The 16,290-nt window shown below is 62.5% G+C and carries 12 protein-coding genes; 1 reads left to right on the top strand and 11 read right to left on the bottom strand.

Annotated elements, in window-relative coordinates; translation table 11 throughout:
* Positions 1–21: 21 nt before the first annotated feature.
* The 11 genes from rfbA to OQZ28_RS09290 all read right to left on the bottom strand — a co-directional run bounded on the left by rfbA (position 22) and on the right by OQZ28_RS09290 (position 14,633).
* Positions 22–921 carry a glucose-1-phosphate thymidylyltransferase RfbA gene (gene rfbA / locus OQZ28_RS09340; RefSeq protein WP_130731349.1) on the bottom strand — a complete coding sequence of 300 codons (900 nt, stop codon included), beginning with the start codon at positions 919–921 and terminating at the stop codon, positions 22–24.
* On the bottom strand, positions 918–1,994 hold the full coding sequence (gene rfbB, locus OQZ28_RS09335; RefSeq protein ID WP_130731350.1) for a dTDP-glucose 4,6-dehydratase: 1,077 nt from the start codon (positions 1,992–1,994) through the stop codon (positions 918–920). The genes rfbA and rfbB overlap by 4 nt, the downstream gene beginning before the upstream one ends.
* 200 nt (positions 1,995–2,194) lie before the next feature.
* On the bottom strand, positions 2,195–3,346 hold the full coding sequence (locus tag OQZ28_RS09330) for an acyltransferase family protein (protein WP_458135922.1): 1,152 nt from the start codon (positions 3,344–3,346) through the stop codon (positions 2,195–2,197).
* Between the two features lie 198 nt (positions 3,347–3,544).
* On the bottom strand, positions 3,545–4,135 hold the full coding sequence (locus OQZ28_RS09325) for a polysaccharide biosynthesis/export family protein (RefSeq protein ID WP_130731352.1): 591 nt from the start codon (positions 4,133–4,135) through the stop codon (positions 3,545–3,547).
* A 59-nt stretch (positions 4,136–4,194) separates the two neighbouring features.
* Positions 4,195–5,571 carry an outer membrane beta-barrel protein gene (locus OQZ28_RS09320; RefSeq protein ID WP_130731353.1) on the bottom strand — a complete coding sequence of 459 codons (1,377 nt, stop codon included), beginning with the start codon at positions 5,569–5,571 and terminating at the stop codon, positions 4,195–4,197.
* Positions 5,572–5,584: 13 nt separating this feature from the next.
* A complete protein-coding gene (locus OQZ28_RS09315; RefSeq protein ID WP_458135921.1) occupies positions 5,585–7,063 on the bottom strand; it encodes a flippase in 1,479 nt (492 codons plus the stop codon).
* On the bottom strand, positions 7,063–8,214 hold the full coding sequence (locus OQZ28_RS09310; RefSeq protein WP_458135920.1) for a glycosyltransferase family 4 protein: 1,152 nt from the start codon (positions 8,212–8,214) through the stop codon (positions 7,063–7,065). Before OQZ28_RS09310 ends, OQZ28_RS09315 begins: the two co-directional genes overlap by 1 nt.
* A 19-nt stretch (positions 8,215–8,233) precedes the next feature.
* On the bottom strand, positions 8,234–10,408 hold the full coding sequence (locus OQZ28_RS09305; protein ID WP_130731355.1) for a GumC family protein: 2,175 nt from the start codon (positions 10,406–10,408) through the stop codon (positions 8,234–8,236).
* Between the two features lie 41 nt (positions 10,409–10,449).
* Entirely contained in the window at positions 10,450–11,265 is an 816-nt protein-coding gene (locus OQZ28_RS09300; RefSeq protein WP_207303450.1) for a WecB/TagA/CpsF family glycosyltransferase, read from the bottom strand.
* Between the two features lie 38 nt (positions 11,266–11,303).
* Positions 11,304–12,803 (bottom strand): exopolysaccharide biosynthesis polyprenyl glycosylphosphotransferase, encoded by a 1,500-nt coding sequence (locus OQZ28_RS09295; RefSeq protein WP_242621795.1) that lies wholly within the window; start codon positions 12,801–12,803, stop codon positions 11,304–11,306.
* Positions 12,804–13,154: 351 nt separating this feature from the next.
* A complete protein-coding gene (locus tag OQZ28_RS09290) occupies positions 13,155–14,633 on the bottom strand; it encodes a mannose-1-phosphate guanylyltransferase/mannose-6-phosphate isomerase (RefSeq protein ID WP_458135919.1) in 1,479 nt (492 codons plus the stop codon).
* A 322-nt stretch (positions 14,634–14,955) separates the two neighbouring features.
* On the opposite strand from OQZ28_RS09290, the gene OQZ28_RS09285 reads away from it, so the two are divergent.
* A complete protein-coding gene (locus OQZ28_RS09285) occupies positions 14,956–16,287 on the top strand; it encodes a UDP-glucose dehydrogenase family protein (RefSeq protein WP_458135982.1) in 1,332 nt (443 codons plus the stop codon).
* Positions 16,288–16,290: the final 3 nt, after the last annotated feature.

The raw sequence follows: 16,290 nt of genomic DNA, 5'->3' as shown, positions 1-16,290 counted from the left end.
GATGGCAGGCCTGCCCAGGCATTACCCCTCGCCATGGGCAATGGCCATGAGCGCCTTGCCAAGCTCCGTCTTGATCATGCGCTTGGCATAGGCTTCAAGCCCTGCGGCATCAATGAACCCCATGCGAAAGGCCACCTCATGCGGCGAGCCTACCAGCAGCCCCTGGCGGGACTGGATGGTCTGCACGAACTGCCCGGCCTGCATCAGGCTGTCGGGCATGCCGGCATCAAGCCACGCACAGCCGCGACCGAGGCGCTGCACATGCAGCTCATCCGATTGCAGGTAAAGGCGATTGAGGTCGGTAATTTCCAGTTCGCCACGCGGCGAGGGCTTGAGGCTGCGCGCATACTCACGTACCCGGCCATCATAGAAATACAGCCCTGTTACTGCCCAGTTTGACTTGGGTTCGGTGGGTTTTTCAACAATATCGATTGCATGCCCGTCCTCGCCAAAACTCACCACGCCATAACGCTCGGGGTCACGCACCTGATAGGCAAAGACGGTGGCCCCGCTTGGCCGGGTGGCGGCGGCACGCATCTGCTTGCCCAGATGGTCGGCAAAGATCAGGTTATCACCCAGAATAAGCCCGCACGGCGAATCATCCAGCCAGTCATCGGCAATGACAAAAGCCTGGGCAATGCCATCGGGCGTGGGCTGCTCGCGGTAGGTGAAGGTGACCCCCATATCCGCGCCATCGCCCAGCAGGCGGCGGAACAGCGGCAGGTCGGCCGGGGTGGAAATGATCATGATATCGCGTATCCCCGCCAGCATGAGCGTGGAAAGCGGGTAGAAGATCATCGGCTTGTCATAGACCGGCAGCAACTGCTTGCTTACCGCCAGCGTCATGGGGTGCAGGCGCGTGCCCGATCCGCCTGCCAGAAGAATGCCCTTGGTCGGCTTTGCGCTACCGTGTCCGCTCATGCTGCTGTTCCCATCTTGTCACCTGTCTGCCCAAGGCGCTGGCCATCGTAGCGGGCGGCGCGGATGCCCTCCCACCAGGCGCGGTTATCGAGGTACCACTGCACCGTGCGGCGGATACCGTGCTCAAAATCATGCTTCGCCCGCCACTCAAGCGCCTGCTCGGCATGGGTGGGGTCGATCTCGTAACGGAAGTCATGGCCCGGGCGGTCATGCACATGCCGGATCAGGCGCGCATGCGGGCCGGCAAGGTCGGGGCGCAGTTCATCAAGAATGGTGCAGATCGCTTCGACCACCTGCATGTTGGTACGGGGCTGGCGGGCGCCGATGGCATAGGTCTCGCCAGGCTGGCCGCGCTCGACCGCGCGGACCAGCGCTTCGGCATGGTCCTCGACAAACAGCCAGTCGCGCACGTTCTGCCCGCTGCCATAAACCGGCAGTTCACGCCCTTCGATGGCGTTGATGGTCACCAGCGGGATCAGTTTTTCGGGGAAGTGCCACGGGCCATAATTGTTCGTGGTGTTGGTGACAAAGGTGGGCAGGCCATAGGTATGGTACCATGCCCGCACCAGATGGTCGGATGACGCCTTGGAGGCGGAATACGGGCTGCGCGGGTCGTAGGGCGTATGCTCGTTGAACGGCGGGTCACCCATCTCGAGCGCGCCAAAGACTTCATCGGTCGAGATGTGGTGAAAGCGGAAGGCCTTGCGGCGGGCCTCGTCCTGCTTCACCCACCACCGCCTTGCTGCCTCGAGCAGGGTATAGGTGCCCACGATGTTCGTGCTGACAAACGTGCCCGGCCCATCAATGGAGCGGTCGACATGACTTTCGGCGGCAAGGTGCATGACCGCATCGGGCGCGAACTGTTCGAACACCCGGTCCATGGCCTGATGGTCGGTAATATTGGCGACTTCCAGCCGGTAACGACCGCTGTCGGCGGCATCTTCCGTTGCCTTTATACTTGCGGCATAGGTCAGGGCATCCACATTGAGGATCTCATGCGTGGTGTGCCGGACCAGATGCCGCACGACTGCCGAACCGATAAATCCGCAGCCTCCCGTTATCAATATACGCATTGCCTATTCCTTTTCCTTGCCGCGAGCGCTGGTGCGGGCACCGCGCGCGACAGGCCAATTATTTCGCGTGGACATACCAGATGAAAATATTGGCAATCATATCAAAACCATCATAACTTAACGCCGTAGTTAAAGATGCCTATATGTCATAAATATGAACAAACTTTCTTCGCCTGTTCAGATTTTGACCGCATGCCCGATCAGGCCATATGCCGTGCGGCCACCATCGCATCACGCGCATCGATGCGCTGCATGATGCGCCGCCCAAGGCGCTGCGATGGCCGCTCGACCAGATGGTAACAGACCACGCCCACCAGCAGGCACAGCGCGAAAATGGCCACCACCGCCACAAGCCCCGCGGCAAGGTCCAGCTGCCGCAGCCACGGCCCCATGCACCAGGCCAGGATGCCGATGATGAGGTAATGCGTCAGGTAAAACGAAAATGATATGCGCCCCAGCCACACCACCGGCGCCGAGGCCAGCACGGCATTGACCACGCCGCGCTGGTAGGCGAGGCCGAACACCAGCGCAGTAAACCCGAACACGTCACACACCGGCACGACCGGAAAGAACAGGGTCAGGGCAATGAACCCCACGGCCCCCAGCGTAAGGGCCGCCGCATAACGCTCCGTGCTGTCAGGTGCGAGGTGATAGACGCGGTACAGCACGACCCCGGCTGCAAAACAGAAGAACATGCGAATGGCGCCAAACGTGCCCGTGGGGTTGTTGTTGGCATGGTGGGCGGCAAACAGGATCACCACCAGTGCGGCCAGGCTTGCCACGCACAGGGCCACGGCACTGCGCACGGATGTGATGCGCATCGCCATCATGGCCAGCATGGGGAACAGGATATAGCCCAGCACTTCCGCGCTCAGCGTCCATGATACGATATTCCACTCACCCAGTTTCAGCACCGTCCAGCTCTGCACCAGCAGCAGCGTCTGTACAAAGCCGGGCCAGGACAGGTTATGCACCCTGTAGGCAAAGGCGGGGTCGGTATAGGCGCGCTGCATGGCCACGTAACCTGGCGCAAACAGCACCAGTGGCACGATGGCCAGCAGCACGACCGTATTGAGTGGATAGACGCGGAAGAAACGGACAATAAAAAAATCCCGTATCACGCGCCATGTCGGCATGCGGAACTGCGCCTCATGCACATGCATGAGAATGAAGCCCGACAGAACGAAGAACAGGTCAACGCCCCGAAAGCCGTTGAACAGGAAAAGCGACCGCAACAGCCATGGCATATGCAGTATATCGGCAGCCAGACCATAGAAATGGGTGGTGAAAACCCATAGCGCCGCAACACCACGCACTCCTGTCAGGCTGGGGATGGAACGGGCCCTGGGCATGTGATTCCCCCTTCAGAGATTGCCTGAACAACAACTCATAAACATAAAAACAATAAAAGTTTCCGGATGCCGCCTTTATATTACAATAAAACGACACACCCTGAAGCCATCTGGCACAGACTTCACCAAAAACTGACTTATGCTGATGCGATGCTTCCGGGCTCCTTGCGCGGCAAGCCCGGAAGCACCCTGCACGGACTAGAAGAACCGCTCTTCAATCGTCACGACATCACCGGGCAGCAGCACCGTCTCGCGTGAGATGCGGCCTTCATGCGCGGGGGTATCGAGGTCTTCATGGCGCACATCGGTCGCATGCCCGGTCACGGCGCGGTAGGTAAAGCCGCCCGCAAGGGCCACGGCGGTGAGCATGGTCATGCCCGGCTGGTAGGGATACTGGCCGGGATGATTGACCTCGCCAAGGATGTAGATCGGCCTGTACTGCGCAATCTCGACCGAAACGCTGGGCTGGTACAGAATCCCCTTCTTGGCCAGGTCGGCGGCAATGCGCTGCGCCAGCGCCCCTGGCGCCGAGCCCGATGCCGGCACGGCGCCGAGCAGCGGAAAGTCGATATTGCCGTTGTCACTCACCGTAAAAGTATTGCTCAACTGCGGGTCATTATAGGTGATGACACGCACCTGGTCGCCCGGCCCGAGGTGATAGGCCCGGCCATCCACCGGGGCAAAGGACTGTTCCTGCCCCGATGCGCATGAGCCGAGCGCCAGCAGGGCCGTGGCACCGATTGCGTGCAGTATTCCAGGCCGACACGTTTTCCGTATCATTGCAAACATGGCCACTCCCAAATCATTCAATGCTGTTTTCCTCTTTCCGGGTGGGGCCATGTGGCCCCTTAGCCGGAGATGGAAAAACCCAATAGTACCGTATTGCTCGTAAACGTCGAAAGACGCCCCGGGATGTTCAGGTAATTCACGTTTCCGCCCGATGTGGCGTTATTGACATAGTTATAGGTAAGTGAGGCACGCACATGGCGATCGATGTTCCAGAACACCGTTCCGCCAAAATGAATCTGTTTTTGCAGGCGGCTGCCCTCAAGGCTCGCCACGGCCGAGCCCTCCGTCTGCTGGCTGGACTGCGAGCTGCTTTCCCCGAACTCGCCATAGGCGCGCACGAACACATTGTGCCGCAGTTCATGGTCCCATTGCAGCCGCACGTCGGTAATGACCTGGTTGCGGGCGAAAGGCGTTTCGGGGTCGCTGATATGGCGGGCCGCGGTCAGGGTCACGGTATCGATACGGCGCGGCATCCACGCCACGTTGGCCTCGAAGGTAGGCGTGCTGACCGAGGGGCTATAGCCATTCTTGAAGCTGCGCGTCTCGCCACCGACAAGCAGCCGGTACTGCCACACCTGCCCGCGGCGGAAGTCAACACCCACAAACCCCGCCCCATCGGCGTAGTTGTTGGTCGAGGCCTGGACCGCCTGGTCGAACTGCGCGGCCGATCCGCGCAGCACGGCAACAAGCGCATCCCCGCGCGAGAACTCGTAGCGCGAGGTCAGCGATCCGGTCTCGACCTTGTGGCTGATTGAATCGTAATCGATCGAAATCGGCCCCGGCGCCGTGCCGAACGAGAAATCCTGATAGTCGAATGCCGGGATCAGGCTGAAGCGCCCGAACACCTTGGTATAGCTCAGCCGCCCGTCATTGACCTGGTAGGGCACGGGATAGACCACCCCGTACACACCCAGATTGGTGGCCGAAAGGTGGTACTGATAGTGCGAGAACGCAGCGCTGAGCGTGTCATGGCCCAGGTTGAGCGACCCGCCGATACTGCCATGCCAGTTGGTGTAGCTGGCGATGGACTGGGTAGGGTAGCGGTGGTCATCCATCCCCACCGAGGCCCCAAGCGCATGCCGCCGCCAGCGTGAACTGGCGCTGACATTGGCCGATGTCTGCACCGCCGGGCTGCCGGAGCCGGGAATGCCCAGCGTATTGGTGTTGTAACCCACGTTCTCTGATGCGCTGGGCCTGAGCAGCCAGCTCCCCATGCCGATGCCATCGCTCTGCTGGCCCATCATCTGGTGGGTCACGACCGAGCCGGTCAGGTCGGTGGAATAACCCGGCACATCGGAGGGAAAAAGCTGCTGGATCAGCTGGGCATGGGCCGCATGCGCATGCAGCCCCACCCCCAGCGCCACCATGCTCCCCACCGACCCATACCGCAGGCCACGCCGCACCCCGCCGCGACCACGCAACCGCACTACCTTCATACCCTGCCCTAACCTAACCTGTAATCGTAACGCGGGGCTTGCCCCCAGCGCGTGGCACCAACCGGTGCACCATGTCATGCAGCCCGGGGTCCAGCCGGTAGGCGGCGAAGGCCATTGCCAGCCCCACCACAACGGCAGCCCCCGCCGAGACCAGCAGGGTCATGGGAACCAGCAGACTCACAATCAATGCCCCTGTCATAATCATCATACCTGGCACAAGGCGCCAAGTCTGCCGTGACAGGCAATCCGACAACAGATAAAGTGCAACTAAATTAATCGTGACCCGCAGGGTCCATGCCGCTGCGGCGCCGGGCAGCCCCCACCATTTGATGAACAGCCACAATACGCAAAAGAACGGCAGGATCTCGACCATTGACACCTTGGCCGTGATATGCGGCCGCCCCTGCCCCTGCAAAAGCCCGTAAGGCAGGAAGGCAATGCCGTTGGTCCAGGCGCCAAACATCAGGATCTCGGCCACCGGACGCGACACATCGGCAAAATTGCCACCCACCCACATGTGCAGGAACGCGCCCGAGAACACGATGCCCGGCGCGCAGATCAGCCCGAAGCCATAGGTGAGCGAGGAGGTGGCCCTGCGCGTCAGGTCAACCGCCTCGCCACGCTCGGCGCGGGACAGGCGCGGGAACAGCGTGCGGGCCAGGGCGGTCGCCACAACCTGCGAGCGCATGGCCAGGTTCATCGGCACGGTGTACTGTCCCACCGATGTCACACCCAGCGTGGCGCCGATGATAAGCTGGTTGGAGGTATCAAGCAGCGGGTTGATCAGGCTCGATATGCTGACCCACGAGCCATAGCCCAGCAGGCGCTTGAGCCATGTCACGTCAAAGTCGAGCGGGCGGATGGGCCATTCCAGCGCCATCACCACGCAGTAGGAGAGCATGATCATGCCCAGCCGTGACAGCACGATCGAGGGCAGCACAACCGTAAGCTGTGGCCCCCATATATGGATACAGATCAGCGGGATGATCTGCCCCGCCATGGTGGTGGAGGAGTTGAGCATGTTGGAGAGCAGGAAGCGCTCGCGCGATTCCATCGCCCCCGTGGCCACGCCATTGATCATGCCCAGCGGCAGCATCACCGCCATCCACGGATAGGCATGCCGTGTCTCGGCCATCAGGTCGGATGGTATGCGCACGAAGTGCAATAGCACCATGTCGCCAATGGGGTACAGGATCAGCCCGCCCAGCGCGCCCAGCCCCAGATTGCTGTAAAACGCGGTCATGAGCACGGGCGAGCGCTCGCGTGAGGTCGCGTGCCCCAGCTGCGCCAGCGCATTGGCCGAGGCGCGCGACAGCCCGAAATCAAGAAACCCCAGATACCCCAGCAGGATCCATGAAATGGCGACAATGCCGTACCGGTCCGTGCCGATCAGGTGCAGGTAGAACGGCACCGTGCCCAGCGAGACGACAATGGGGAAGATGGAGCCAAAGACATTGAACAGGAAATTGGTGGAAAACTTGCTCCTGGCCATCACTCCGCCCCTGCCGCAACCATGTTGGCCCCGGGGCGCGCATGGCCCAGGACCTGCTGGTACAGCTGCGCGTATTCATGCGCCACGCTGTGCCAGTCATACCGGCTGGCCACGTCCATGTTGCGCGCCCGCAGGGCATCCGCCGTCTCGGGCAGGGCGGCGGCCATGTCCTCGGCCTCCCGCGCGCCGGGGGCGAGGTTGTCGGGGTCCACCATCACCCCTGCCGCACCCTGCTGCATGAGCCGGGCAAAGGGGGTGATGTTGCTCAGGATGGGCACAAGCCCCGCCGACATGGCCTCCACCGCCGCAAGGCCAAAGCCTTCATGCGCCGACAGGCAGCCAAAGAAGCTGGCCTCCCCCATCAGGTCGCGCAGTTCGGCGTCCGACGGGCCGGGCACGATGCGCAGGCTGTCCTCTATGCCGCAGGCGCGGGCCTGCTGGCGCAGGTCCTCTGCCGTGAGGTTGGAATCCTGCCCCGCCACGATCACTTTCCAGCCGGGGTTATAGGCACGCAGCAGGGCCACAAGCTGGAACAGGAGCTTGAGGCGCTTGTGCACTGCAAAGCGGCCAAAGGCGAGGATGGTGCGGTTGGGCGTGCGCGACGCCGCATCACGGAAGCGGGTCTGGTTGATGCCGTTCTCGATGGTAAGCAGGCGGCCCGCCGCCACATGACGGAACAAGTCGGCGTCGCTGTAGCTGCACGCCACGATCTTTTCATACGCCCGCACCGAGATGGGGGTGATGGTGCGGAACCAGATTTCCTTGATGCGCCTGAGCGCGCCGGTATGAAAAAAGCCGCCATGGGTCGAGGCGATCATGGTCTTGCGGTGCAGCGGCCATGTCCAGGCCAGGAAATCGAAAAAGAAGTCGATCGCGTGCACGTGCAGCAGGTCAAACCCGCCAATATGCCGCAGCACCTGCGGCGCCAGCGGGTATTTGGTCGAACCCCGCCACGCCAGGCGGGTGACGGGTATGCCATCGACCACATCGCGGTGCGGCAGCCTGCCGGGGCGGCCGAACACGGTGTCAAGCGTCAGCACCTCGGCATCGATGCCCAGCTTCTGGCGCTGGCTGCTGGCAAGGTTGAGCAGGGAGTCTTCCAGCCCACCGACCGAAGGGCTGAACTGGCGGCAGATATGCAGGACTTTCAATGTTTCATCCCCCCGTTTTTTACTGTTCATCAAAACGGCTCAGGATCCTGATATCCCTGTTGCCGTAACTGTAGCCCATCACGTCCATCGCGTTATCCTCCACCATGGTGGCCACCACGCCGGCAAGGTGCGCGCCACAGGCTTCAAGCCGCTCCAGGCAGGCCATGACGGCACGCTGGGCCGTGCTCTTCCACCGGCATACGAAAATCACCTGATCGGCCATGTTCGCATGCACCAGCGCATCGCTCAGCCCCAGCAGCGGCGGGCAGTCGATGATGATGAGTTCGTACGAATGCTTGAGCTCGACCAGCATCGCGCGCAGGCGGCGGATCTCGACGGGGCTGAAGGCGTGCTCGATGGTGCGCCCTGCCGGGATGTAGTCAAACCCGGCCTCGGGGTCGGTGCGGATCGCGTCCGCCACCCGCGTGCCTGTCGTGACCAGGTCGCTCATGCCCAGCGAGGGGCGGCCCGTGGTGCCATCGGTCAGGTAATGGTCGAGCATGCCACGCCGGTGGTCGGCATCGATCACCAGCACTTTCTGCCCGCCACGCCTTGCCACGGTGGCCATCCACAGCGCCAGCGTGCTCTTGCCTTCCTCCGGCCCGGCGGAGGTAATGGCAAGGCAGAGCGGCTGGCCGCCCTCATGCACCCGCATGGAAAGCTGCATGACCAGGCTGCGCACGGCCTCGGTTGCGCGGGAATAGGGATGGTCGAGCACATGGCGGCGCACGGTCTGCTCGCTGCGCCCGCCCACCTTGGGCACCACGGCCAGCAGCGGCAGCGGAATGGCGGCACGCAGGCGCTCGATCTCGGTAAAGCCCGCCGTGAAGTAATCGCGCAGCAGCACCGCACCCGCACCCGCGGCAAGGGCCACGGCAATCAGGCCAATGCCAAGTTTCTTGCGGTTGGGGAAGCTGGGCACATCCGGTGCCGAGGCATGCGACACCATGGCGATGGGCGGCTGCAGCAGGGCGGCGCGGTCCACCACTTCCTTGGCGTGCTCGAGGAAGGTTTCATACACCGTGCGCGCGCTCTGCGCCTCCTGGTCGAGCGTGCGGTATTCCGCCTGCGGGCCGCTCTGGCCACCTGCCTTCTGGCGCAGCAGGTCAAGGTTTTCGTTCAGGCGGTCCACCTCGGCGCGGGCGGAGATCTGGTCCTCGCGGATGGTGTTCAGCGCAGCCTGCGTCTCGGCGGCAAGGCTGGCTTTTGTGGTTGCGATCTGCTGGTCAAGCGCGCGCAGGCGGGGGTGCTGGGGGCCGTAGGTGGCCGCCTCCTCCTGGCGCGTGCTTTCAAGCTGCATGAGCGAATTGGCGGTAGCCACCAGGATCGGCTCCTGCGACAGGGCGACGGCGGCGCGCGCATCGCCCCGGGCGGCTGCATCCTTCAGGGCATCGGCACGGGCCTGGGCTGCGGCAAGGCGACCCTGCGCCTGGCTGAGATTGGAGGCCGTATCGGCAATCTGGCGCTCGATCAGGGGGCTGGAGGTGCTGCCCTCGTTCGTATTGGTCAGGCCGTGGGCATTATCAAAGGCGTTGGCCTTCTGCACCGCGTCGAGCCAGCGCTGGCGCAGGGCGGCGGTGCGGCTGTCTAGCCACGCGGCCACGCGGTTGATGTCCGCCGTCTGGCGCGCGAGCGCAATGCGCTGGTAGTTGGTCACCACCGCATCGGCCAGCGCCGCGGCGCGTACCGGGTCGCCATCGACCACGCTGATGTCAAGGATCTGGGTGCGCGGCTCGGGCGTGATGGTCAGGCTGTTGAGGAAAGCATCCTCCTCATGCATGCGCTGCACCTGCGGGTCCACCGGTTTTGCCACATGGCACACGAAACCCAGCCCCATGTGGCACAGCCGGTCGCGCAGGCCGACATGGGCAGGCTGGGTGGGGGGCGGCAGCTGCGCCAGCACGGCGGCGGCCACATCGCGCGAGTGGATCATCGCAGCCTCCGTCGAGACCAGCTCATCATCCGGCGGCGCCTGGTTCTGCTGCTGGCCATTGGGCGCGAGGGGATCCTGCTGCGCATGGCCCGCCACCACGACCGTGGCCGTGGCCGTATAACGCGGCTTGAGCGAGAGCGTGACCGCGCCCCCTACCCCCACCACGCCAAGCACGGTCAGGGCAAACAGCATCCGGTGCCGCAGGAAGGCGCGGCATGTCTGGCGAATGACGAGGCCGACATCCTGTGCGGTCCATGACATTGAAGGGTTCCGTCCCTGTATGGAAACATAATTCATGCTGCTTACCCGGCGAGTTTCCGTGAGAGGGGGGAGGCTGCCCGCAGGCGGAGCCTGCGCTGCAGGTAGACCAGGACATAAAAGCCGAACACCGGCAGCCCCAGCACGTAACGCCGCCACAGCCTGCGCGGCTCGCGCATCAGGCGCACCAGCCATTCCAGCCCCATATTGGCCACCCATCGCGGCGGCCGGCTCACCCGGCCCGCCGCGTGGTCAACCAGTGCGCCCGCCGTGATGAACACGCCGGTGGGCAGGTGGTCGATATTGTCGCGCAGCCAGATTTCCTGCCGGGGCATGCCCATGGTCAGCAGGATGATGTCAGGCTTGCTCGCCAGCAGGCGCCCGAGCAGCTGCGTGGACTCGCGCGAGCCGGGGGTTAGGTCAAAAAAACCATGCTGCGTGCCGGCCGTGCGCACGCCGTAGCGGGCAGAGAACGCCTGCGCCGCCGCATCGACCACGCCCGGCCTGCCTCCGATCCAGAACACCGAAGCCTCGGGGCCAAGGCGCTCGAGCACCGGGCCGATCCATTCCGGCGGCGTGGTGCGCGGCAGGCGGCGCCCGGTCAGCACGCGGGCGGCGAGCTGCACGCCCGCGCCATCGCAGAACGCGATATCCGCCCGGCGGAACAGCCCGCGCAGCCACGGATGTTTTTGGGATTCAACCGCCATGTGGGCATTGGCGTTGACGATGGCCATCTTGCGCCCGCCCTTTACGGCGTCGACCACGCGCGTGACAATTTCAGCGCGCGTGATGTCGAGCAGGGGCAGGCCCATGACATCGACAATGGCATCATCCAGTTTTATTTCCGTATTCGCGTTCATTTTGAATACACCGTTCATCATTATTGCAGTTCAGGAATTCAGAACGCATTCCGTGAGAAAATCTCGCGCTTGATGGTCAGGAAGATGATCTTCATATCCAGCCAGATCGACCAGGCACGTATGTATTCCAGGTCCAGCACCACGCGGCGGCGCAGGTCCTCGCGCGTGACAAGTTCGCCGCGCGAGCCGTTGATCTGCGCCCACCCGGTAATGCCGGGCTGCACACGGTGGCGGGCCACGTATTCTTCCATCGCCTCATGCAACAGCTGACCGCCCGCGCGGGTCTGGGGCGCATGCGGGCGGGGACCGACCAGCGACATCTCGCCACGCAGCACGTTGAAAAGCTGGGGCAGCTCATCAATGCTCAGCCGCCGGATCACACGGCCCACGCGCGTAACACGCGGGTCGGTGCGCGAAGTCTGCCGCGCAGCCCCGCTATCGGCCATGTCGGTATACATGGAGCGGAACTTGAACACGTTGAAATAACGGTTATTGAAGCCCTGGCGCGGCTGGCAGAACAGCACCGGCCCACGCGAATCCAGCTTGATGGCCAGCGCCACGAGGGCAAGGACGGGAGCGATCGCAATCAGGATCAGCACGCTGGCACTCAGGTCGAACGCGCGCTTTTCGAGCATGTCCCACTCGCTCAGGGGGCGGCGCTGCAAGACCGTGAGCGAAAACGGCCCGAAGCGCTCGACCGGCCAGAAGTGGCAGTCCTCCGTCATGAGCGTGGGCACGACATAAACATCGGCCAGTACGCCGCGCAGCCGCCACAGCACATCCATCACATGCTGCTGGCCGCCTTCAGCGGGGGGGAAGCTCATGATGACGGCATCAATGCCATCCTCGCGCCCGCGCTGCACGAGCTCATCAATCGTGCCGTCAACATTGCTGCCCTGGTCATCAAATATGCCAACAAGGCGGAACATGCGCTGCATGCGGGTATTGATGCGCGCGGCCATCTGGGTCGCCTCCGCGCCTGAACCGATAATCGCCACCTTGCGCGTCAGGCGATGGGCCATCGCCTCCGTATGCAGCACATAAGTGCCGATGATCCGTTCAGCCGCCAGCGCCACCACGACAAAGACCAGCCACTCGCCGCCCATCCGCATTGCAACGCCCACCGGCCAGGACAGCATGACCAGAATGGCGCAGAACACGATCAGGCCAAACACGACAGGAGGTGCCAGATAGCGGAGCTGGAAAGAAAGCCGGGTGATATCGGGAATGTCGAGCAATGGTACATTCTTGGGGAACAGGAAGAATGCGCCGCCTGCCATGACATTGGCCAGCAGGAGGGCGCCGGACAGTTCGGGCGTATCAAAAATGCGCTGCCAGGCGATGCAGGCCACCACGGCAAGGCACACGCACATCGTATCTGACAGCACCACCACCTGCGACACGACGGGATGGCGATAGGAAAAGCTGCTTTCACCTGCCCGGTGCATCAGGCGCAACCGCGAAGAGATGCCATCGACCCCCGTTGATAGCGACAGGTCGGATTCACCATTTTCCAAATGCCTGAGTGCCTCGCTCATTTTGAAACATCTCCTGTCAATGCGGGCCGCAGCCTGCCACCGGATACAGCTTCCCTTGCCATTCCCCGCATTACGCAACGCGGGCACCAAACACTCTTCACCTTTTTATTGTTTTTAAGACTTTCGGGACTCCATTTCCCGTAGCGGCATTATTCTGGGTATTTTAGGGCCAAAATATGTCATTGCCACAGTATGGAATCATGATTTAACCGTCACATCTAATTTATTAAAAAATTAACGATTTGATGGAACCGTTATTATACCGAAACGAATATTCTACACCCCCGGCATCACCCCTTCTCCAAGGGGCACTCATGGGCATCTGCCCCTGAGTGCCCCATGGCTGCCACGTTACTGCCGCCCGTATGTATCCTCGAAGCGGACGATATCGTCCTCCCCAAGGTATGGTCCGGACTGCACCTCGATCAGGGTCAGTGGAATGCGGCCGGGATTTTCCAGGCGGTGCATACAGCCTAACGGCAGATAGACACTTTCGTTTTCCTGCAACAGCAGATTTTCCGTATCTCGCGTGACCAGCGCCGTGCCGCTGACCACGACCCAGTGCTCGGCACGGTGGAAATGCTTCTGCAGCGAAAGTTTCTGCCCCGGATAGACCACGATGCGCTTGACCTGAAACCGCTCGCCCTGAATCAGCCCCTCGTAAAAACCCCAGGGCCGGTAACAGCGATTGTGAATTTCGGCTTCCGTCCGGCTCGCCTTTTTCAGCTGGGCCACAAGGGCCGAAACGTCCTGCGCGTAATCACGATGGATGGCGAGCACCGCATCGGTCGTGACAACCAGCACGATATCGGTCAGCCCCGCCACCGCCGTCAGCATGCCCTCGCTGCGCACGTAGCAGTTATGGGACTGCTCGAGCACCACGTCGCCCACGACCACGTTGCCGCCTGCATCCTTGTCGCCCAGTTCCCACAGCGCATTCCAGTTCCCCACATCCGACCAGCCAAGATCGGCGGGAATGACCAGCGCGCGGTCGGTGCGTTCCATCACGGCATAATCAATGCTGACACTCGGGCAGCGCAGGAAGGCTTCCTCATCAAGCCGGCAGAAGGTCAGGTCATGCTGGCTGCGGTCCAGGGCCGTGCGCACGTTTTCAAGCACCGCGGGCTCGTGCCGGGCCAGTTCGGCCAGCATGACCGAGGCAGGAGCCACGAACATGCCCGAATTCCACACATACCCCCCCTCGCGCAGCATTTCGGTCGCGCGCAGGTGATCCGGTTTTTCAATGAACCGTGTCACGCGGTACACGCCCTCATCAGGGCGGTCGGGGTGCACCGGCGCACCGGTGCGGATATAGCCATAGCCTGTCTCGGCCACGTCGGGCTTCATGCCGAAAGTGACGATATAGCCTTCACGCGCCACCTTCGCCGCTTTTTCCAGCACGGGGGCCAGGCGCTCGGGGTGGCGGAAGGCGGCATCGGCGGCCATGATCCACAGCAGGGTTTCGGGGTCATCCTGTGCGGCCATGAGGGCGGCGGCGGCAATGGCGGCCGCCGTGTTGCGCACGGCGGGTTCCAGGATGATGCGGCCGTTCTCGCAGCCATTCTCGCGCAGCTGTTCAGCCACGAGAAAGCGATGCGCCTGGTTGCACACCACGATGGGCGGCGCAAAGGCCTCGCCCGTGGCGCGTTGCAGGGTTTCACCGATCATGGTCTGATTCGAGGCCAGCGCCCAGAACTGCTTGGGGTGGCTGGCGCGCGAGACCGGCCACAGCCGCGTGCCCGTGCCACCCGAGAGCACGATGGGCGTGATGGGCGGCAAGGGGGTTTCAGGCCTGGGTACGGTTACATCCGTCGCTGTCATAAACGTCATGGATCGTGTCTCCGTCCTGCGGGTTTCATGTCACACCAGCCCACGGCCCCCGGTTGCGGGTGGCACAGGCACTGAGAGAAGGCGAACATTCGTGTGGTGAACGCACTAAGCCAGAATTTTTTTGTCAAGAATGTGGTGTGCAAACATATTTTTGTCGTGTTCATGCCCTTGTGTGTCACTGGCATGAAATATTCGGCACGCCGGAACCGACATGCCTTATTACTTTTTCATTGTTTCAAGCTGATTTGAAAAACGCTACACGCGGACCTGCGCATGAAGGCAGGTTCACAGACAGACCAGGGAGGTCCAGGTGCGAATTGCTATGATCGGTGGAGGCTACGTGGGGTTGGTCTCCGGTACATGTTTTGCAGAGTTCGGCACGGATGTTGCCATTGTTGAAACCAACCCCGACCGTCTGGCCGCCTTGCGTGAGGGGCGGATCCCGATTTACGAACCCGGCCTCGACCGCCTGGTGGCGGAAAACGTGGAGGCGGGGCGCCTGACATTTGGCGATGACATCGCCGCTGCCGTAAAGGGTGCCGATGCCGTGTTCGTGGCCGTGGGCACGCCCTCGCGCCGGGGCGATGGCCAGGCCGATACGAGTTACGTCTATGCCGCGGTCGAGCAGGTCGCGCGCGTGGCCGAGGGTTATACGCTGATCGTGACCAAATCGACCGTGCCGGTAGGCACCGGGCGCGAGATTGCCAAGATCGTGCACGCGACGCGGCCGGACCTTGATTTCGATGTGGCGTCGAATCCCGAGTTCCTGCGCGAGGGCAACGCCATTGTCGATTTCATGAAGCCTGACCGGGTCATTATCGGCACCGACCAGTCAAAGCCGGGCGGCACGGAGCGCGCACAGAACATCCTGCGCAAGCTCTACCGCCCGCTCTACCTGCTTGAGCGCCCCATTGTCTTTACCGGACTGGAAACGGCGGAGCTGATCAAATACGCCGCCAACTCCTTCCTGGCCATGAAGATCACCTTCATCAACGAGATCTCCGACCTGTGCGAGAAGGTGGGGGCTGATGTGAATGATGTCGCCCGCTCCATCGGGCTTGACGGGCGCATTGGCAAGAAGTTCCTCCACCCCAGCCCCGGCTTTGGTGGCTCGTGCTTCCCCAAGGATACGCGCGCGCTGACCGCCATCGGGCGCAACGCGGGCTCGCCCGTGCGGCTGATCGAGACGACGGTTGCCGTCAATGAACAGCGCATGAAGGCCATGGGCGAGCGCGTGATTGCGCTGGCGGGCGGTGATGTGAAGGGCCTGACGATTGGCGTGCTCGGCCTGACCTTCAAGCCCGAGACCGATGACATGCGCGAGGCGGCCTCGATTGTCGTGCTTGACCAGCTTGACAAGGGGGGCGCCAAAATCCGCGCCTTCGACCCCGCGGGCATGGAAACCGCGCGCCCCGTGCTGCCCCAGGCCGTGACCTACTGCAAGGATGCGCTCGATGCCGCCACGGGGGCGGATATTCTCGTGGTGCTGACCGAGTGGAATGAATTCCGCTCACTCTCCCCCGAGAAGCTCAAGGCCCGCATGACAGGCCGCAAGATTGCTGACCTGCGTAACATCTGGGATCCCGAGAGCCTGAAGGAAGCGGGCTTCGATTACATCTCGCTCGGGCGGCCGGACATGGTGCACACCGCCTGAAAC

This window comes from Komagataeibacter sp. NFXK3 (assembly GCF_054182245.1).
Note: the sequence above shows the minus strand (reverse complement) of the source record. Positions and strands in the feature narration are given on the sequence as shown.